Raw genomic sequence first — 18,670 nt, forward strand, 5'->3', positions numbered from 1 at the left:
GAAGGGGAATCCCGGAGCCCTCAGCGGGGCAGCGCCGTCACGCTCGCGTCAGCCGTAGTGTCATCAGCTCGAACGGACGCAGCGTCAGGGTGATGCCGTCGGCCGCGTGGTCCGGTGCCGCGGTGTCCGCGAGGGGTCGCTCCAACAGGTCCGTCACACTCACGGAGCCGACCGGGAAGCCCGCGGCCAGCGTCGCCTTCGCGCGGCCTCCCCGCGACTCGTGGAAGCGGACGACCACGTCGCCGCTGCCGTCGTCGGCGAGCTTGACCGCCGTGACGACGACGGCGTCGTTGTCGACCGTCACCAGCGGCGCCACCTCGGCACCGCCGCCCGCGATCTGCCGCTCGGGCAGGTTGATCCGGTAGCCCTCACGCACCGCGTCGCCGATCCCCGCGCCCGGGACCAGCGCGTGCCGGAAGCGGTGGACGCCCTGGTCCGTCTCGGGGTCGGGGAAGCGCGGGGCGCGCAGCAGCGAGGCGCGCACCGTCGTGGTCGTACCGGAGTCCGAGGTGCGGACCGTGCGGGTCACGTCGTGGCCGTACGTCGAGTCGGTGACCAGGGCGACGCCCCAGCCGGGCTCCTCCACGTGCACGAAGCGGTGGTTGCACGCCTCGAACTTGGCGGCCTCCCAGCTCGTGTTGGTGTGCGTGGCCCGGTAGAAGTGGCCGAACTGCGTCTCCGACGCGTACCGCTCCGCGTGGATGTCCAGCGGGAACGCCAGCTTCAGGAACTTCTCCGTCTCGTGCCAGTCGACCTCAGTGTCGATGTCCAGGCGCGGCGAGCCGGGCGTCAGAGTCAGGACCTGTGTCAGGCGTGAGGCGCCGAAGGTTCGTACGACACGGACCGAGGCGCCGTCCTCCGCGGGTTCGACCGCTTCCGCCTCCGTGAGGTCGGTGACCGTGTTGCGGTAGAACTCGTCGACGTCCCACGCGTCCCACATGTTCGGGAAGTCCGCGTGGATCTGCGGCAGGTTCGCCGCCTGGCCGGGTGCGACGGTCTCCCGGTCGGCCACGATGTCGTACGCCGACACGACGAGGCCGCGCGCGTCGATCTCGACCCGCAGCAGGCCGTTGTCCAGGACGAATCCGCCTTCGGCGCGCGAGGCTATCGCCGACTGACCGTCGATCGCGGCCAGTCGGGCGCCTCCGGCGGGAACCCCGTGCCGGGTGTGCGGGGTGGAGTTGAAGACGAGAGTGCCCGAGCCTCCGTCCTCCCCCGCGAGCGCCCGCTGAGCCGCGTCGATGATGCCGTTCAGCTCCTCGGCGACCTTGGCGTACGTCGCGCGCGCCTCCCTGTGCACCCAGGCGATGGACGAGCCGGGCAGGATGTCGTGGAACTGGTGGAGCAGCACCGTCTTCCAGATGCGGTCCAACTCCTCGTAGGGGTACGAGAATTCCGGCGAGCGGACGGCAGCCGTCGCCGCCCACAGCTCGGCCTCCCTCAGCAGGTGCTCGCTGCGGCGGTTGCCCTGCTTGGTGCCCGCCTGGCTGGTGAGGGTGGCGCGGTGGAGCTCCAGGTACAACTCACCGACCCAGACAGGGGCGTTGGGGTACTCCGCCTCGGCCTTCTCGAAGAAGGCAGCGGGAGTCTCCCACTCGACGGTCGCCGAGCCCTCCAGGTCGCGGAGCCGCCCCGCCTTCGCGATCATCTCGCGGGTCGTACCACCGCCACCGTCGCCCCAGCCCGTCGGAGCGAGCGAGTGCCGGGCCACTCCCTTGTCCTTGAAGTTCTTCGCCGCGTGGGCGATCTCGCTGCCCTTCATCGAGCAGTTGTAGGTGTCGACGGGCGGGAAGTGCGTGAAGATGCGAGTGCCGTCGATGCCTTCCCAGTTGAAGGTGTGGTGCGGGAAGCGGTTGGTCTGCGACCAGGAGATCTTCTGCGTGAGCAGCCACTTCGAACCGGCCGCCTTGATGATCTGCGGCAGGCCGGCGGCGAAGCCGAAGGTGTCGGGCAGCCACGCCTCATCGTTCTCGACGCCGAACTCGTCGATGAAGAACCGCTTGCCGTGCACGAACTGACGGGCCATCGCCTCCGAGCCCGGCATGTTCGTGTCGGACTCGACCCACATGCCGCCCGCGGGCACGAACCGCCCGTCGGCGACCGCCTTCTTGACCTTCACCCACACCTCGGGCCGGTGCTCCTTGACCCACGCCCACTGCTGCGCCTGCGACATGGCGAAGACGAAGTCCGGCTCGTCCTCGATGAGCGCGGTCATGTTCGACGTCGTACGCGCGACCTTGCGCACCGTCTCGCGCAGCGGCCACAGCCACGCGGAGTCGATGTGCGCGTGGCCGACCGCGCTGATGCGGTGGGCCGAGGGCTCGGCGGGGGTGGTGAGGACGCCTTCGAGCTCGGCGCGGGCGGCGGGTGCGCTGCCGTTGACGTCCTGGAGGTCGACGGCGTCCAGGGCGCGGCCGATGGCACGCACGATCGCGTAACGGCGCCCGGAGTCCTCGGGAAGCTCCTGCATGAGCTCACCGAGCACTTCGAGGTCGATGACGAGCTGCCACACGGTCTCGTCGAAGACGGCGAGGTCCATGCGGGCCAGCTTGTACTGGGGCTCGTTGCCGGCCGTCTCCTTGTCGCCGAGTTGGGTCGGCAGGAAGGGGTGGTAGTCGAGGATGACGGGGTTGGAGGCGGCCTCGATGTGCAGGTGGACATCTTCGCCGCCGGTCGCCGGGGCGGCGATCCGTACCCACTGGTTGCGGGGGTTGAGGCCCTTCACCGGGGTGCCGTCGGGGCGGTAGACCAGGCCCTCGCACTGGAAGCCGGGCATGTTCTCGTCGAAGCCGAGGTCGAGGATGGCCTCGACGGTCCTTCCCGCCCACTCCGTGGGCACGGTGCCGGTCACCTGGAACCAGCTGGTGGCCCAGGGGGCACCCCACCGCGCGCCGACCTCGGTCGGCTCGGGGTGCGCCGCGAGTCCCTCTTCGACGGGCACGGGCTCGCCCGGAGCCGTCCACACGGCGACGTCCAGGGGTACGGATTCGGGGTAGACGGCCGGGCGGATGCGCTCGTCCAGGACGCGCTTGAGGCGGGCCTCTATGAGGGTGCGGTCGTCGTGCATGTTCTCTCCGAGGGTTGGAACGGGGGGACTCTGCCGGGAGCTTTGCGTGCTGTCATCACCGGCTCCGCCGAGTTCGTCCGCAAACGCCGGACGGGCTGATTTTCAGCCCCTCCGGCGATTGAGGAGCGGGGTCTGGGGCGGAGCCCCAGGTAGGCCCGGGGCGCAGGCACGGTTTTCGGGAAGGGGCGGGGTTGGGGAATCAATCGTTTCGGCCTAGCCGACCTCCCCCGGCCGCACGACCTCCGTGATGCCCCGCGCAGCCAAGTGCGCGGCGTCTCCAGCCCGGGAGGCCAACACCGTGGTGGGCCGCACCCCGTCCGCGGCGAGCCGCATGAACGCCTCGAAAACCGCTCCCCCAGGAGCACACACGGACCGCTCCGAAGGCGAGTCCTCGACCACCACGGCAGTGCACCGCACGGCAGGCGCATACTCCCGCCCCCGCCACTCCTTCGCGATCCGCGCCAGCACCTCACCCCCCGGTTTGACCTGCCCCTCATTGGTCAACAGACCAAGGCTGTACTCAAGTTCAGGGAAGTCCGCCAGCGTCCGCGACACATCGTGCGAACACCACCACGTCACCCCCCATACATCGGCACAGTCCAGCGCCGCCTCCACCGTCGCCTCGGTGAAGGCAGCCGCGTGTTCCGCGGGTATGAGAGGGGCCGGCGCACCCACCTCCTGGAGCCAGACCGGGCGGTGTGGGTCCTCCGCCCACGCCTTGGACAGCTCGATCATGTACGCCGCGTGGTGAGCGGTGGCGACCCCGCCCCGCCCGTGCCGCTGGGCCGTGCCGTTGAACACCCAGGAGTGCACGGCGGTCGCCCCGCCGAGCCGCGCGGCCTGGGCCGGCGTGAAGGGCTGGTCGTCCTGGTACCAGGCGGCGTCGTACTCGGCGTGCAGGTGCAGCTTCCCCGGAGCGCCCTCCTCGCAGGCTGCGAGGACACGTCGCAGCCACTCCCCCGCCTGGTCCTGCGTGATGCGGTCCGGATCGGGATGCGGGCCCGCCGAGAACTGGTTGACCTCGTTGCCGATGGTCATGCCGATGAAGTTCGGCCGGTCGGCGAGCGCGGCGGCGAGCGTCCGCAGGTACGTGACCTCGCCCTCCACCACGTCGGGGTCGGTGAAGATGTTCCGCCGGTGCCACGTCTGCGTCCAGGCGGGCAGGAAGTCGAAGCTCGACAGATGCCCCTGCAGTCCGTCGACGTTGACGTCGAGCCCGCGCTCGGCGGCGGCGTCCGCGAGAGCGACGAGCTGCTCCACGGCGCGCGGCCTGATCAGGGTGCGGTTGGGCTGGAAGTACGGCCAGATCGGGAAGACCCGGATGTGGTCGAGGCCGAGTCCGGCGATCGCGTCGAGGTCGGCGCGCACGGCGTCGATGTCGAAGTCGAGCCAGTGGTGGAACCACCCCTTGCTCGGGGTGTAGTTCGCGCCGAAGCGCGGCGCGGCAGAAGGGGTGGAAGGCACGGAAGGCATGCGGGTCCCGGTTCTCGGAAGTGTGGGGCTGTCTTGCGTACGGGGACGGGCGGGGCGGCGGGCCTCAGTCCTTGACCGTTCCCTCGCCCCGCGGCGGGCCGGGCCTCAGCCCTTGACCGCTCCCTCGCCCACCCCGCGGAAGAAGTACCGCTGGAGGCAGGCGAAGAGCACGATCAGCGGCAGCACGGCGATGACCGTGCCCGCGGCGACGAGCCGTTCGTCGTTGGCGAAGGTGCCGTGCAGGTAGTTCAGGCCGATGGTCAGGGTGAACCGGTCGGGGTCGCTCAGCACGATCAGCGGCCACAGGAAGTCGTCCCAGGCGCCCATGAACGCGAAGATCGCCACCACGGCGAGCGTGCCTTTGACCGCGGGCAGGGCGATACGCAGGAATCGCTGCCAGACGTTCGCGCCGTCGACGTACGCGGCTTCCTCGATCTCGTACGGCAGGTTCAGGAAGGCGTTGCGCATCAGCAGGACGTTGAGCGCGGAGACGCAGCCGGGCAGCAGCACACCGATGAGGGTGTTGTTCAGACCGAGCTCCCGCATGGTCGTGAACTGGGCGATGATGATGCCTTCCACGGGCACCAGCATGGCGAGGATGAAGACGATCGTCGCCGCCCTGCGGCCCCGGTAACGCAGGCGCGCCAGGGCGTAGCCGGCGAGGGTGGCGCCCACGCAGTTGGTCACGACGTTGGCGGCCGCCACCTTGAGGGAGTTGAGCGCGTAGTCCCAGACGGGGATGGTGTCGGCGACCCGCTCGTAGTTGTGGAAGGTCGGGCTGCTCGGCAGGAACTCGGGCGGGGAGCTGAAGATGTTCTCGTGCGGTCCCTTCAGGGATGTGGACAGCTGCCACAGGAACGGCCCGATCATCAACGCCAGTACGGCGAGCAGGAGTACGTAGCGCAGGACGATCTCCCACGCGGGCATCCGGCGGCCGTTCTCGTCCGTGAACCGGCGGCCGTGCCTCCGGGCGCGGGCCTTGCGGGCCTTCGACTGCGCCTGCTCCGCCTGCCCCGCCTTGCCCGTCTGCTCGCTCTTGTGCGTGTCGGTCGTGATGCTCACGAGTCAGTCCTCCTTCCGGTCCGCGCGCAGCACGAGCAGCATCAGCGCGACGGTGACGACGAAGACGACGACCGAGATGGCCGACGCGTACCCGACGCGGCCGGTCAGGCCGGTGCCCACGCGCTGCACCAGCATCACGAGGGTGGTGTCCTCGCCGGCCGGGCCGCCGTTGGGCCCGGCCATCAGGTAGACCTCGGAGAACACCTTGAAGGCGGCGACCGAGGACAGCGCGGCGACCAGCACCATCGTGGAGCGCACGGCGGGCACGGTGACCGTGAAGAAGCGGCGCACCGCGCCCGCGCCGTCCACCGACGCGGCCTCGTGCAGTTCGCGGGGCACGTTGGCGAGCGCCGCCAGGTAAATGATCATGTAGTAGCCGAGGCCCTTCCAGACCGTGACGGCCATGGCGCTCGACAGGAGCAGCCACTGGTCGCTGAGGAAGCCGACCGAGCCGACGCCCACCGCTTCCAGCACCGCGTTGACCAGGCCCCGTTCGTCCAGCATCCACACCCAGATCAGGCCCACCACGACGATGGAGGCGACCACCGGCGTGTAGAAGGCGGACCGGAAGAAGGTCATGCCGGGGACGTGCTTCTGGACCAGCATCGCGAGGAGCAGCGGAAGCAGGACGAGCGCGGGCACGACGCCGACGATGTAGAGCGTCGAGTTGCGAAGGCCGATCCAGAACATGTCGTCGTGCAGCAGCTCCCGGAAGTTGTCCAGGCCGACGTACTCCCCCGGGATCAGGGTGCGTTTGTCGGTGAAGGAGTTGATGAGCGTGCTGACGAACGGGTAGAGGATGAAGATGCCGACGATCAGCAGCCCGGGTGCCGCGAAGAGCCAGGGGCTCGTGGGGAGTTGACGCCTGATGCGGCGGCGGGGCCCGTGGTCGTCCCCGGCGTGGGAGGTGGTGTCGGAGGCGCGGGGAACGGTGGCGGTGCTGGAGCTTTTCATGGTGGTGGTCCCGTGTTGTCTTCTCAGCTCTGCTTCAGCAGCCGGTCGCAGGCCTTGACAGCGTTGTCAAGCGCTTCCTCGGGGCTCTCCTTGCCTTGCAGCGCACGGCCGACGGCGTTGCGCAGCTCGATCTTCATCTGCTCACTGAAGAGCGCGGGTATGTAATTCACCGCGGTCTTGATGGACTTGGCAGCGGCGACCCGCACGCGCGTGTCGTCGGTGCCGTCCTGCTTGGTGAAGTACGGGTCGTCGAGCGAACCTTCCGTGCTCGGGAAGATCGCCACCTTCTTGGCGAAGGACATCTGGCGCTGCGCGTCCGTCACGTAGTGGGCGAAGGCAACGGCGGCGGGCGTCTGCTTGGTGCGGGTGTTCACCATCACCCCCATCACGTACATGTTGTCCTTGCCGGTATTGGTGATCTGCGGGGTGATCCCGATGTTCTTGTAGAGGCCGGGCGCCTCCTTCTTGAACTTGCCGAGATCCAGGGCGCTTCCGGGGTTCATCGCGACGGCCTCGGTGAGGAACTTCTTGCCCGTCGACTCGGGCGTGGCGTTGAGCGCCTGACCGTCCAGGGCCTTCGCGTCGTACAACTTCTTGTACTGGGTGAGGAGTTCGACGCCCTTGGCGCCGTTGAAGGTGAACCTGGTCCCCTCCTTGTCCATCAGCGGGACGCCGTAGCGCCCGAAGTCCTCGATGCTGGGGATGTTGGCGAGCGTGGCGGTCCTGCCCTTGGTCTTCTTGGACAACTGCAGGGCGCTGTCGAAGAGTTGGTCGTACGTCTTCGGGGGCTTGTCGGCGTCGAGCCCCGCCTCCTTGAAGATCCGCTTGTTGTAGAAGAGCGGACCGGTGTTCAGATACCAGGGGAAGGCGTACGTCCCCTCCGTGCCCGGTATCTGGTGGCTCTTCCACGCCCCCGGCAGATACTCCTTCTCGTACTTCCCCGCGGCCTTGTCGAGGTCGAGTGCCAGACCGGCCTTGGCGAGCGGGGCCACCAGGTCGGGCGAGACGTTGACGACGTCGGGGAGGGTGCCGGCCGCGGCGTCGGCGCTGATCTTGTCGGCGTAGCCCTCGCCGGGCTGGTCGACCCAGTTCACCTTCGTGCCCGGGTACTTCTTCTCGAAGCCGTCGACGACCCCCTCGAAGTACGACTTGAAGTTCGCCTTCAGGTTCCAGGTCTGGAAGGTGATCTCGCCCTCGATCTTGCCGGACGCGTCGGTCGAGCCGCCGCCGTCGCCTCCGTCGCCGCAGGCGCTCAGCGGCAGGAGCACGGCGAGGACGGCGGCAGCGGTGACTGCCCTTCTGGGGATGCGGGGGTGGTGGGAGATGCGCACGGTGAAACGGCTCCTTTGCTCGGCCCAGCGTGAGGCAGACCCTGCATGGCGCGCCGGTAAAAAGTCAATGGATTCGTTGAATAATCCTGTCCGCCGCACCAACTGCGCAGGTCAGCGGGGTCTGTTGAACTTCTTGCGGGGATCGACTAATGCGCTTTAGAGTGTGCTGGCTCAAGCGCATTAGTATGCGCTTCACAGGAAAGGGGCAACACCGGTGCAAGGCAAGCGGTCCCCGGCACGCCGGCCGACCATGAAGGACATCGCACGCCGCGCCGGAGTCTCCGAGAGCGCCGTGTCCTTCGCGCTCAACGACCGGCCGGGAGTCTCCGAGGTCACCCGTGACCGGGTGCGCAGGGTCGCCGAGCAGCTGGGCTGGCACCCGAGCACCGCGGCACGCGCGCTGTCCGGTGAGGGCTCGGCGACGGTGGGCCTGGTGGTGGCGCGGCCCGCCGGGACGCTGGGCGTCGACTCGTTCTTCCTGCAGCTGATCTCGGGCATCCAGGAGGTCCTGGCGGAGCGTCAACTCGGTCTGCTCTTCCAGGTGGTGGAGGATGTGGCCGCCGAGTGCGCGGTCTACCAACGGTGGTGGGCGGAGCGCCGGGTGGACGGCGTCCTGGTCGTGGACCCGCGCACCGACGACCCCCGTCCCGCGCTCCTCGACGATCTTGGGCTGCCCGCGGTGCTGACGGGCGGCGTACCGGACCCGGACGCCGGCCATCCCGGCCTCTCCACGGTCTGGGCGGACGACGCGGGTGCGATGGCCGCGGTCGTGGACCATCTGCACGCTCTCGGCCACCGCCGCATCGTGCACATCGCGGGGCTGCCCGGCCTTGCCCACACGGAGCGGCGGATCCGGACGCTGCGGGCCGAGGCGGAGCGGCGTGACCTCTCCGGGGTCCGCTCGGTGACCACGGACTACTCGGACGCCGAGGGCGCGGCGGTGACCCGGCGCGTCCTGTCCGCGGCGTCACCGCCGACGGCTCTCGTGTACGACAACGACGTGATGGCCGTGGCCGGGGTCGCCGCCGCGGCCTCGCTCGGCTTCGCCGTGCCCGGGGACGTGTCGGTGATCGCATGGGAGGACTCGGCCCTGTGCCGAATGGTCCACCCCTGGCTGACGGCACTGTCCCGCGACACGGTGTCCTTCGGCCGCACGGCGGCCCGCGAACTCCTGTCCCTCCTGGACGACGGCCCCGCGGCCACGGTCCAGGTACCGCTGCCGACCCTCATCGAGCGGGAGAGCACGGGGCGGGCGAGCGGGGGATGAGGCGCTCCCGGCGGTCAGGGCTTGCTGAGCCGCTCCCGGCGGTCAGGGCTTGCTGAGCCGCTCCCGGCGGTCAGGGCTTGTCGTACCAGGAGAACGCCGCGATCCTCCAGCCCTCCGGGGTACGGACGAACTGGATGGTCTTCGTGCCGCTTCCCTCGAACGGGGCGCCGTCCAGAATCCCGGACTTGCTGTACGTGCCGAACCGCGAGGCGATGCCGCCCTCGATGTCCGTCCGTTCGGAGGTCTCCCACTCGGAGAACTCCACCAGTCGGCCCTCGCTCAGGAGCCGCTCGCGGGGTTCGATGAACTCCTCCACCGTGTAGACCGTGAACTGCGGTCCGGTGACGACGATCACGCCGCCCGGGAGCATCAACCGGCGGATGCGGGCCACGTCGGCGGCCTTGCCGCCCACGTTGTCGAAGGCGCCGAAGAACTCGGCGGTCACGGCGTCGATCTCACTCTTTGACATGGCCGAGACCGTAACACCGCGCAAGTCAGGGGGACTTCGGGGCTCGGGGAGCCGCGCCCGCGGCTCCCCGAGCGGGGCCGCCCCGCCAGGGACGGCCCGCGCGCCTCCTACACCCGCGACCGGTAGAGGCCGAACTCCGCAAGGCGTACCGCCCCGCGCGACCCCGTCACCCGAAGCCGCCACTCCCGTGCCCGCACCGGCGCGGGCAGCGCGAGGACCCGGCTCGCGCCGACCGTGTCCACCTCGGTCACGGGAGTCCATCCGGACGTGCCGGAGACCCGTGCCTCGATCACCGCGTGCTCCAGCTGCTGTCCACGCCGGATGTCCTCCCCCAGCCGGATCCGGTCGACCTCGCGCGCCTTGCCGAGGTCGATCGTGAGCGTCCCCCGGGAAGGGGCCGGGCACGCCCACGCCGTGTCCGGGTCACCGTCGACCGCGTGCGCCGGGCGGCGGCCGTCGCCACGGGCCCGTGCACCCCGCGCGAAGTCCTCGGGCAGTTCGCGCCCGATCCGCTCGTGGAACTCCCGTAGCCGTGCCACGTCCGCCTCCGGGAGCAGGCCCCTCTTGTCCGGCGGAATGTTCAGGAGCAGCACGGAGTTGCGGCCCACCGAACGGAACCAGATGTCCGTCAACTGCTCGACGGACTTGGGCTGTTCGTCCCCGTGGTAGAACCAGCCGGGCCTGATCGAGACGTCACACTCCGCCGGCCACCACTGCACGTACTGGGCGACCGCCCTCGCTTCCGCGAGCGCCTCCCGGCTTCCCTGGTCGGGCGCGTCGTACTTCAGGGCGTAGTCGACGCTACCGTTCCCCGAGTCCTTGACCGGGACGACGCTCCACTCGTTCTCGCGCGCGAGTCCGCCCTCGTTGCCGACCCACCGGACGTCGGGGCCGCGCACGGCGACCGTCGCGTCCGGAGCCAGGGCGCGGATGACCGCGTACCAGCTGTCCCAGTCGTACGTCTCGACCTTCTCCGGCGGGATCCGCCCCTGCGCCCCGTCGAACCACACCTCGTCGACGGGCCCGTACTCGGTGAGCACCTCGTACAGCTGGTTGAGCATGTGCGCGCCGTAGTCGGTCGCGTCCAGCGTGAACGACCGTACGGCCGCGGCGTCCGCCCTGTCGTCGCCCTCGACCGGCGTGGGGATCGTGCGCTTGGAGCGCGCGCTGCCGTTGGCGTAGACGCCGTGCAGGTACTGGTTCTCGTCGGCGGGCGAGATGTAGACGCCCACCTTGAGCCCGTACCGGCGCAGCGAGTCGGCGAACGAGCGCAGCACGTCACCCTTTCCGGCCTGCCAACTGCTGCTCACCACACTGTGCTTGGTGTAGCGGGACGGATAGAGCACGAAGCCGTCGTGATGCTTGACCGTGAGGATGGCGAGCTTGAATCCGCCGTCGCGCAGGGCCCGCGCCCACTGGTCGGTGTCGAGTCCCGACGGCTGGAACACGTCGGGGTCCTCGTCGCCCGTGCCCCATTCGAGGCCGGTGAAGGTGTTCACCCCGAAGTGCAGGAAGGCGGTCTGCTCCAGGCGTTGCCAGGCGATCTGGCGTTCCGTCGGGCGGACTTGGGATGCCTTGGTGACGACTTCGTCCGGGGAGTCGTTGGGGCTGATCGGGATGCGGTAGGGCGGCTCGGGAGCAGCGGAGGCCCCGGCTGGGCCCGGAGCGGCGAGCGCGAGGGAACTGCTCGACGCGGCGACTGCCGTGGTGACGGCGGCGGTCACGAAGAGGCGTCTGCTGACAGTCATGGGGTGCGGGTCTCCCTGTCGGGGCTCGGATCTCAGGACGCGGGGCAAGGGGGTGGGGTCAGTCGGCGGTCAACGTCCATGTGGCTGGGGTCCGTTGATCTGACGGGTACTGCTGGAGCCCCCCGTCATCACCCACGTACACGTCCATCCGCGTGATCGCGTTCGTCAGCCGGAAGCCGTCGGAGGCCTTCGTCAGCTGCCAGCGCTGCAAGGTGTTCGCCGCGTCGCACTTCTCCCGCGTGACCGCACTACCCGGTTCGAGCGGCACGTTGAGCGTGAGCTTTCCGCTGCGGGTCTCCAGGCAGGTGCCGTCCGCCGTGGACTTCAGCGCGACGTAGCCGTCGGGGGTGCGCTTGATCTCGTAGTCGGCGGGGTCCGCGTGCCCCTTGGTGTCCCGCACGGTGTACGTGCCATCCGCCACCGGCACCCTCGTCAGGTCCCGCCCACCCGGCGCGTGCCCGACGGACTTGGCGCGCGCGGTGAAGTCGGCGTACGTCGGGTCCGGGTGCGCGGCGCCCCAGGTGACCTGGGCGACATGGCTGAGCGGCATCTCCATGGAGGCCGCGACCTCGTTCTCGGTCTCTCCCCGGCCGTTGTCCGGCCACAGGCTGATCTTCGCCCCGGTGATGCCTTCGCGCGAGGCGAGCTTCTCGCCCTCGAAGCTGCGCGGGTCCCACGCCTTGTCGTACAGCGCCTTGGTGTCGGTGTGGAAGCCGCCGCGGACGAGGTAGAGGGCGTAGGCGGCGTTCTGCAACGGTTGGCCCTGGGCGATGAGTTGGCTGGGCTTGGTCTTCACGTCGAGCCAGTGCTCCACGCTCGTCCCCGCCGCGACCGGCACCGTGTTCGCACCGGTCAGGCCGTCGTTCCAGATGCGCAGCCGCTTGCCCTTGCCGGTCGCGTACGCGTGCACGCGGTTGATGAAGTCGACGAAGGCGTCCTGCGGGGTCGCCCTGTCGCCGTATTTCTTCTTCGCGAATTCGAGGATGTGGGGGTACTTGGCGAAGTCGGAGCCGAGCATGTATTCGTCGGCGCCCATGTGCCAGGACTTCGCGGGGAACACCTCGGCGTACTCGTCGATGAGGCTCGTGTAGTAGGCGAAGGCCTCGTCCTTGGTGATGTCGAGGCGCGACGGCTGCGGCTTCCCGTCGGAGTCCGTGAGCTGGAGGTCGGTCCGCTTCTCCAGCCAGGGGTCCATGTGGCCGGGCGAGTTGATCTCCGGAATGATGGTGACGTGGTACTTCTCGCCGAGGGCGACGAGGCGCCGTATCTCACTCTTGGTGTAGTAGCCCCAGCTGTTGGCCTCGGGGTGCTTGTCGCTCTTCACCTTGAGTTCGAGGAGCAGTTGGTTCTGCTTGTTGTACGCCATGTCGCGTACGAGGTTCTCCAGCCAGGGCGTCGAGACGTGGATGTAGCAGGCGCAGACGCCTACCCCGCGCTCCTTGTACTGGGGTATGTCGACCGTCCGCCCGGCCGGTACGCGCTCGCTGCGGGCAAGGAGTTGAAGGAGGGTGCGGGTGCCGTAGAAGGCTCCGGCCTCGGTCGCTCCGGTGATCTCCAGGCGGTCATCGGCGCGGAGTTCGTATCCTTCGGCGCCCAGCTGCTTTCGCGCGGGCGCGACGCCGATCACGATGTCACCGTCACGCGGGGAGCCGCCGGTGACCGGCACCCTGCCCTCGCCCGCGGCGCGCAGATCGTCCGCGAGAGTGCGGGCCACTTCGCGTGCTGCCTGCCCACGGGCGACGATCCGGGTGCCGGGGCCGTAGGCGTAACTCCCCTTCCCCGGCGCCCAGTCGGCGAGCGCCGGGACCGTGCGGGGCGTTTGGGCGGCGGACTGCCTGCCCGCGGCGGGCTGCGACGTCCCGGCGGCCTGAGCCGCCGGGACGGGCGCCGCGAGCAGCAGCAGGGCCACCGCGGCGCCTCTCAGCCGGCGTAGCCGCGCGCGGGGCGCGCGAATCATGCGCATGTCAGTCATGACATCCGATGATTCAAGCGCCCCTGGAGGGTGTCAATGCATCGGCCGCAGCGGGGACTTGGACATTTACGTAGCCCGTCGCCGACCCATCGGATGAATCACGACCCACCTCCACCGAGCTCGGCCGCACACCTGTCAACCCGGCCGGACACCCATCAGCCCGGCCAGGTGCCCGTCAGCCGGCGCGTCGCGACCGCGCCACCGCGGTCGACGGCCGCCTTGACCACGGCGAAGATCGCGCCCTGCAACGTGGCCGCAAGCAGGATCTCGCCCCAGCTGCGGTCCTCGTCCGTCGCGTCGGGCGCGTCCTCGTCATGCCCGGCCATCTTCCACGCCTGCTTGAACAGCCCTCCGGCGGCCACACCCGCGAGCGCGCCGAGCGCCATCCCGACCGGCTTGTACGCGATCTTCGACGCCTTCACACCGCGCTCCCGTACTTCCTCTTGCGCCGCACCAGCACGTATGCGACCACCAGCGCCGCGCCACCCGCGATGAAGCCGGTGCGGCGGTTCTTGACCTGCTCGGGCGCCTTGTCCTGCCACACCTCCGTGGCCTGACCTGCCGCGGCCTTCACCTGCCCGGTGGCGGCGGCGGCCTTGTCCTTGACCTGGTCGGGCACCTTGTCCTGCAGCACATGCGCGGCCTCGGTGGCCTTCGCCCTGGCCTGCTCGCCCAGCTCCGCGGCCTTCGTGGCCGTCTGGCCCTTGATGGCGACCGCCTTCTCCTGGGCGCGCGCCTTGACGTCCGTCTTGGCCGCCAGGGCCTCGACCGTCTCTCCCAGGTCCTGACGGGTCTGCTCGACCTTCGCGCGCAGTTCCCCGGCGCCCGCGGTGTCCTTGTCGTGGGGCTGGTTCATCGCTGTGCACTCTCCTTGATCTCTGCGACGTCGGCCTTCACGCCGTCGATGGCCTGTTCGGGGATCGGCGGGGCCGCCCGGCCGACTTCCTTCTTGCCGGTCAGCGCCAGTACCGCGGCGATCAGACCGAGGACGGCGGTGACGATCAGACCCGCGGCCCATACCGGAAGCGGCACGGCGAGCGCCGCGATCGCGGTGGCGACGAGGGCCTGCAGGGTCAGGAAGCCGACGAGACCGGCTCCACCGAACAACCCGCTGCCTTTGCCGTAGCGCTTGGTCTTCTCCTTCATCTCCGCCTGCGCCAGGCGCATCTCGCCGCGCACCAGCTCCGTCAGCTGCTGTGAGGCGCGCTGCACCAACTCGCCCACCGGCTCGTTGTGGGGGGCGCCGTGTCCGGCGCTGTCGCGGCCGGTGGCGTGCGGGCCTGTCTGGGCCATCGTCATCAACCTCCTGTCTGTTGGGCGACCGAGTACCCCGATCTACGGCATCCGCACATGGTCACCGGTTACGGGCCGCGGTCGCGGCGGGCGGTGTCACTCGTCCACGCGGCGACGGTCCTGGTCGTCCCAGGCCCGGGTGTCGCGGGGCGGTACGAAGGGCTCCTCCTCCGGGGGCATACCTCCGGCGATGGCACGCTGCCGGGACAGCTCCGCGTCGAACTCCAGGCCGAGCAGGATCGCGATGTTGCTGATCCACAGCCACACCAGGAAAATGATCACTCCGGCCAGCGCACCGTAGGTCTTGTTGTAGGAACTGAAGTTGCCTACGTAGAAGGCGAACCCGGCGGAGGCGATCAGCCAGATCACCAGGGCGATGACGCTGCCGGGCGTGATCCACCTGAAGCCCCGGCCCTTCACGTTCGGCGTCGCCCAGAACAGCAACGCGATCATGAAGGTCACCAGGACGACCAGGACCGGCCATTTCGCGATCGCCCACACCGTCAGGGCCGCGTCGCCGAACCCCAGGGCCGAGCCCACGGTGCTGGCCAGACCGCCGGTGAACACCACGATGAGCGCGCTGACGACAGCGAGCAGGAGCAGCACCACGGTCACGCCCACCCTGACCGGCAACACCTTCCAAATGGGCCGGCCCTCGGGCATGTCGTAAACGGCGTTGGCGGTGCGGATGAACGCCCCGACGTACCCGGACGACGCCCACACCGCGAGCACGATGCCGACCACCGCCATCAGGGAGCCGACGCCGCCCTGGCCCGCCAGCTGCCGCACGGCGTCGCTGATGATGTCCCGTGCCGAGCCGGGCGCGAGCTCCTTGAGATTCTTGAGGAGCCAGTCGATCGCCGATTTCCCGACCACGCCGAGCAGCGAGACGAGGACCAGGATCGTCGGGAAGAGCGAGAGCACTCCGTAGTAGGTCAGCGCCGCCGCGCGGTCCGCCAGCTCGTCGTCCTGGAACTCTTTGACCACGCCGGTGACCACTGCCCGCCAGGACCGCTTGGGCAACTGTGTCGGTTCCTTCGGCGCGCGGTCCACGCTGCCGGTATCCGTTGTTCCGTCCATACGTCCCGGAGTAACCCGCAACCGCCGGACCATGCGCGAGTGACCCGAAACGCCGCGCGCCCCCCGGCCGGGATCGGCGGGGGGCGCGCGGCGAAGCGGAGGGAATCAGTCGATACCGGGGAGGATGTGCGGCTCCGCGAGGTCGTCCTCGTAGCCCGCAAGGCGGATCGGGGCAGCTTTCGCCCACGAGTCCAGGTTGCTGAGCTTGCGTGGTCTGCCGGCCCGCTCGCTGCTGCGTTCCGCCGGTCGCTTTTCCTGCTTCGTCAGATCTGGTGTCACCGCGCACTCCTTTGTGTCGCGTAACGGAAGGACATGGGCTGTCGGTCGCGGTGGCGCCGTTGTTCAGGCGGGAGCGCGGCCATGGTGGCGAGCCTGTCCCGGGGCGGTCCAGGGGTGCTTGTGGATCCCTGGAGACCGTCCGTTCGCCTCACACTAACCAAATGAGCGCGCCCGCGCTCTATGGGGTCCGCCGATGGAGTGGATTTCGGACACTTGGTCATGGTGTGGGGGCGGCCTGCGGGCCAGGAACTTCCCACCGATGCGAACCCATGGGCCTTTCCAGACCTCCATGGGACCGTACGGGGATGACTTCTGCCCAGGCACGGGACGGCGCGGTGGCCCTGGTGACCGGAGCCTCGCGAGGGATCGGGCTCGCCGTCGCGCGGGCCCTCGCCGAGTCCGGACATCGCCTTGTCGTGACCGCCCGCGATCCTGACGCGCTGGAGGCGGCGGTGGCCGGACTGCGCGCGGACGGCGCCCGGGCCGTCGGCTGCGCGGGCGGCGTGGCCGATTCCGGTCGGGCGGAGGCGAGCGTGGCTCTCGCGCTCCACGAGTTCGGGCGGCTCGACGTCCTGGTGAACAACGCCGCGACGAACGCCCCTTACGGCCCGCTGATGGACGTCGACCTCACGGTGTGGCGCGCCGCCTTCACCGTGAACGTCGAGGCCGCGCTGCGCCTGACGCAGCTCGCCTGGCGGGCCTGGATGGGCGAGCACGGCGGCGCGGTGGTCAACATCTGCACCGAGGGCGCGTCGCATGTCGGCCCGAACGTGGGCGCATACGGAACCAGCAAGGCGGCGCTCCTGCACCTGACCGCCCAACTCGCGGGCGAACTGGCGCCCTTGGTACGGGTCAATTCCGTGTCCCCCGGCCTCGTCCGCACCGAGATGGCCCGCTTCGTGTGGGACGGCGCCGAGGAGCGGCTCGCCGAGAGCCTGCCGCTCGGCCGCATCGGCGAACCGGAGGACGTGGCGCGGGCCGTGGCGTGGCTTGTCTCGGACGCGGCCGAATGGGTGACGGGCGCCGATCTCCTGGTGGACGGTGGTACGCGGGTGCGGGCCGCCGCCGGGACGACGTCCCCGTACGCCGTGCACGAACGGCTGCGGGCGGCGGGCGGAGCCACCGGCCAGGCCTGACGCCGCCGTCCCGCAGCTACCACTTGCCGGGTGCGTAGTCCTTCAGGAAGACGCCGAACAGGTCCTCGCCCGCCTCGCCGCGCACGACGGGGTCGTAGACGCGGGCCGCGCCGTCGATCAGGTCGAGCGGGGCGTGGAAGCCTTCGTCGGCAAGGCGCAGCTTGTCGTAGTGCGGGCGCTCGTCGGTGATCCAGCCGGTGTCGATCGACGTCATGAGGATGCCGTCGGTCTGGAACATCTCCTGGGCGCTGGTCCGCGTCACCATGTTCATCGCGGCCTTGGCGGCGTTCGTGTTCGGGTGGCCCGCGCCCTTGTACCCGCGGCCGAAGACGCCCTCCATCGCGGAGACGTTGACGACGTAGGAGCGGCCGCTGGAGGCCTTCTTCGCGGCGTCGGCCATCGCCGACCGCAGGGCGCTGATCAGGATGAACGGCGAGGTGTAGTTGCACAGCTGGGTCTCGAGGAGCTCCACCGGGGAGATCTGCTCGATGGTCTGCACCCAGGTGTTGCTGTCGACGACGTCCGGAACCAGGCCGCCGGCGTCGATGGCGGTGCCGTCGAGGTGCCGGGCGACGCTGGCGTTGCCCGCGACGAGCGCGAGGTCGGCGACCTGCTGCGCGTCCAGGCCGCTGGTGCCGAGGGGCAGCGCGGCCAGGCCGTCCACCGCGCCGGAGTTGAAGGCGCCGATGACGGAGTGGGCGGGCAGTTCCCCCGCGGGCAGCGGCGCGCCCTCGCCGTCGACCAGGGCGGCGTACGCGGAGGGCAGGCGGCGTACGGTCTGCGTCGCGTTGTTGATCAGGATGTCGAGCGGTCCCGCGGCGGCGACCCGCTCGGCGAGCGCGACGGACTGGGCCGGGTCGCGCAGGTCGATGCCGACGACCTCCAGGCGGTGCAGCCAGTCCGCCGAGTCGTCCATCGCCTTGAAGCGGCGGATGGCGTCCTTGGGGAAGCGCGTCGTGATCGTGGTGTGGGCGCCGTCGCGCAGGAGGCGCAGCGCGATGTACATGCCGATCTTGGCCCGGCCGCCGGTGAGCAGTGCGCGCTTGCCGGTGAGGTCGGTGCGGGCGTCGCGCTTGGAGCGGTTCAGGCGGGCGCAGTCAGGACAGAGCTGGTGGTAGAAGTAGTCGACTTCCACGTACCGGGTCTTGCAGGTGTAGCAGGAGCGCGGGCGCTGGAGTATCCCCGCGATCCGGCCCTCCTCGGTCTGCGACGAGGGCAGCAGACCCTCGGTCTCGTCGTCGATGCGCTCGGCGGAGCCGGTGGCGGTGGCCTCGGTGACGGCCTTGTCGTGCGCGGTCTTGGCGGCCCGGCGGTCCTGACGGCGGCGCTGCTTCACCGTGCGGTAGATCCCGGCCGTGGCCCGGCGCACCGCGATCGCGTCGGGGTGGTCGACATCCAGCTTGTCGAGTTCGTCGAGCACCGCGAGGCAGACGGCGAGCCGGTCGGGGTCGATGCCGGGACCGAAGGAGGCCTCGGCCTCCTGGGGCTCGGCCGAACCGGCAGCCCCCAGGTTGTCCTCTGTCACCGTCATCGCCGCTG

Annotated in this window: 16 protein-coding genes; 2 read left to right on the forward strand and 14 right to left on the reverse strand. The window is 69.9% G+C overall.

What is annotated here, in order from left to right; all coding sequences use genetic code 11:
- Positions 1-37 precede the first annotated feature (37 nt).
- The 5 genes from ACIBCK_RS25150 to ACIBCK_RS25170 form a co-directional block, all read right to left on the reverse strand.
- A complete protein-coding gene (locus tag ACIBCK_RS25150) occupies positions 38-3,067 on the reverse strand; it encodes an alpha-mannosidase (protein WP_399393707.1) in 3,030 nt (1,009 codons plus the stop codon).
- Between the two features lie 213 nt (positions 3,068-3,280).
- A complete protein-coding gene (locus tag ACIBCK_RS25155; RefSeq protein WP_399393708.1) occupies positions 3,281-4,540 on the reverse strand; it encodes a glycosyl hydrolase in 1,260 nt (419 codons plus the stop codon).
- 105 nt (positions 4,541-4,645) lie between these two features.
- Complete coding sequence (locus ACIBCK_RS25160) at positions 4,646-5,467, reverse strand: carbohydrate ABC transporter permease (RefSeq protein WP_399393955.1); 822 nt, start codon at positions 5,465-5,467, stop codon at positions 4,646-4,648.
- 138 nt (positions 5,468-5,605) lie between these two features.
- The gene (locus ACIBCK_RS25165) at positions 5,606-6,556 is read right to left on the reverse strand and encodes a carbohydrate ABC transporter permease (RefSeq protein WP_399393709.1); all 951 of its coding nucleotides are present in this window, start codon (positions 6,554-6,556) and stop codon (positions 5,606-5,608) included.
- A 23-nt stretch (positions 6,557-6,579) separates the two neighbouring features.
- The gene (locus ACIBCK_RS25170; protein ID WP_399393957.1) at positions 6,580-7,881 is read right to left on the reverse strand and encodes an extracellular solute-binding protein; all 1,302 of its coding nucleotides are present in this window, start codon (positions 7,879-7,881) and stop codon (positions 6,580-6,582) included.
- 256 nt (positions 7,882-8,137) lie between these two features.
- Between ACIBCK_RS25170 and ACIBCK_RS25175 the strand changes: the two genes are divergently transcribed.
- Entirely contained in the window at positions 8,138-9,154 is a 1,017-nt protein-coding gene (locus tag ACIBCK_RS25175; protein WP_399393711.1) for a LacI family DNA-binding transcriptional regulator, read from the forward strand.
- A gap of 70 nt (positions 9,155-9,224) precedes the next feature.
- Here the strand turns inward: ACIBCK_RS25175 and ACIBCK_RS25180 are convergent, their stop codons facing one another.
- From ACIBCK_RS25180 to ACIBCK_RS25215, 8 genes are all read right to left on the reverse strand, one after another.
- The gene (locus ACIBCK_RS25180) at positions 9,225-9,623 is read right to left on the reverse strand and encodes a DUF4440 domain-containing protein (RefSeq protein ID WP_399393714.1); all 399 of its coding nucleotides are present in this window, start codon (positions 9,621-9,623) and stop codon (positions 9,225-9,227) included.
- Between the two features lie 107 nt (positions 9,624-9,730).
- Positions 9,731-11,371, reverse strand: a complete 1,641-nt coding sequence (locus ACIBCK_RS25185) for an alpha-L-fucosidase (RefSeq protein WP_399393715.1) — start codon at positions 11,369-11,371, stop codon at positions 9,731-9,733.
- Between the two features lie 58 nt (positions 11,372-11,429).
- Complete coding sequence (locus ACIBCK_RS25190) at positions 11,430-13,328, reverse strand: family 20 glycosylhydrolase (RefSeq protein WP_399393959.1); 1,899 nt, start codon at positions 13,326-13,328, stop codon at positions 11,430-11,432.
- 170 nt (positions 13,329-13,498) lie between these two features.
- Positions 13,499-13,765, reverse strand: coding sequence for a DUF4235 domain-containing protein (locus tag ACIBCK_RS25195; RefSeq protein ID WP_399393717.1), 267 nt, complete (start codon positions 13,763-13,765; stop codon positions 13,499-13,501).
- Positions 13,762-14,199 carry a DUF3618 domain-containing protein gene (locus ACIBCK_RS25200; RefSeq protein ID WP_399393718.1) on the reverse strand — a complete coding sequence of 146 codons (438 nt, stop codon included), beginning with the start codon at positions 14,197-14,199 and terminating at the stop codon, positions 13,762-13,764. Before ACIBCK_RS25200 ends, ACIBCK_RS25195 begins: the two co-directional genes overlap by 4 nt.
- Positions 14,196-14,636 (reverse strand): phage holin family protein, encoded by a 441-nt coding sequence (locus ACIBCK_RS25205; protein WP_399393720.1) that lies wholly within the window; start codon positions 14,634-14,636, stop codon positions 14,196-14,198. The genes ACIBCK_RS25200 and ACIBCK_RS25205 overlap by 4 nt, the downstream gene beginning before the upstream one ends.
- Positions 14,637-14,732: 96 nt before the next feature.
- Entirely contained in the window at positions 14,733-15,716 is a 984-nt protein-coding gene (locus ACIBCK_RS25210; protein ID WP_399393722.1) for a YihY/virulence factor BrkB family protein, read from the reverse strand.
- A gap of 105 nt (positions 15,717-15,821) precedes the next feature.
- Positions 15,822-15,995, reverse strand: a complete 174-nt coding sequence (locus tag ACIBCK_RS25215) for a hypothetical protein (protein WP_344526424.1) — start codon at positions 15,993-15,995, stop codon at positions 15,822-15,824.
- 305 nt (positions 15,996-16,300) lie between these two features.
- On the opposite strand from ACIBCK_RS25215, the gene ACIBCK_RS25220 reads away from it, so the two are divergent.
- The gene (locus tag ACIBCK_RS25220; RefSeq protein WP_399393724.1) at positions 16,301-17,131 is read left to right on the forward strand and encodes an SDR family oxidoreductase; all 831 of its coding nucleotides are present in this window, start codon (positions 16,301-16,303) and stop codon (positions 17,129-17,131) included.
- Positions 17,132-17,147: 16 nt separating this feature from the next.
- Here the strand turns inward: ACIBCK_RS25220 and ACIBCK_RS25225 are convergent, their stop codons facing one another.
- Positions 17,148-18,662, reverse strand: coding sequence for an SDR family NAD(P)-dependent oxidoreductase (locus ACIBCK_RS25225; RefSeq protein WP_399393726.1), 1,515 nt, complete (start codon positions 18,660-18,662; stop codon positions 17,148-17,150).
- Positions 18,663-18,670 lie beyond the last annotated feature (8 nt).

Origin of the sequence: Streptomyces sp. NPDC051218 (assembly GCF_044455475.1) — a bacterium.
Taxonomy (GTDB): Bacteria; Actinomycetota; Actinomycetes; order Streptomycetales; family Streptomycetaceae; genus Streptomyces.

Coding starts and splice junctions, on each gene's coding strand:
- ACIBCK_RS25150 (WP_399393707.1), bottom strand. CDS start 3,067: ATGCACGACGACCGCACCCTCATAGAGGCCCGCCTCAAGCGCGTCCTG.
- ACIBCK_RS25155 (WP_399393708.1), bottom strand. CDS start 4,540: ATGCCTTCCGTGCCTTCCACCCCTTCTGCCGCGCCGCGCTTCGGCGCG.
- ACIBCK_RS25160 (WP_399393955.1), bottom strand. CDS start 5,467: ATGCCCGCGTGGGAGATCGTCCTGCGCTACGTACTCCTGCTCGCCGTA.
- ACIBCK_RS25165 (WP_399393709.1), bottom strand. CDS start 6,556: ATGAAAAGCTCCAGCACCGCCACCGTTCCCCGCGCCTCCGACACCACC.
- ACIBCK_RS25175 (WP_399393711.1), top strand. CDS start 8,138: ATGAAGGACATCGCACGCCGCGCCGGAGTCTCCGAGAGCGCCGTGTCC.
- ACIBCK_RS25180 (WP_399393714.1), bottom strand. CDS start 9,623: ATGTCAAAGAGTGAGATCGACGCCGTGACCGCCGAGTTCTTCGGCGCC.
- ACIBCK_RS25185 (WP_399393715.1), bottom strand. CDS start 11,371: ATGACTGTCAGCAGACGCCTCTTCGTGACCGCCGCCGTCACCACGGCA.
- ACIBCK_RS25190 (WP_399393959.1), bottom strand. CDS start 13,328: ATGATTCGCGCGCCCCGCGCGCGGCTACGCCGGCTGAGAGGCGCCGCG.
- ACIBCK_RS25200 (WP_399393718.1), bottom strand. CDS start 14,199: ATGAACCAGCCCCACGACAAGGACACCGCGGGCGCCGGGGAACTGCGC.
- ACIBCK_RS25205 (WP_399393720.1), bottom strand. CDS start 14,636: ATGGCCCAGACAGGCCCGCACGCCACCGGCCGCGACAGCGCCGGACAC.
- ACIBCK_RS25210 (WP_399393722.1), bottom strand. CDS start 15,716: ATGGACGGAACAACGGATACCGGCAGCGTGGACCGCGCGCCGAAGGAA.
- ACIBCK_RS25220 (WP_399393724.1), top strand. CDS start 16,301: ATGACTTCTGCCCAGGCACGGGACGGCGCGGTGGCCCTGGTGACCGGA.
- ACIBCK_RS25225 (WP_399393726.1), bottom strand. CDS start 18,662: ATGACGGTGACAGAGGACAACCTGGGGGCTGCCGGTTCGGCCGAGCCC.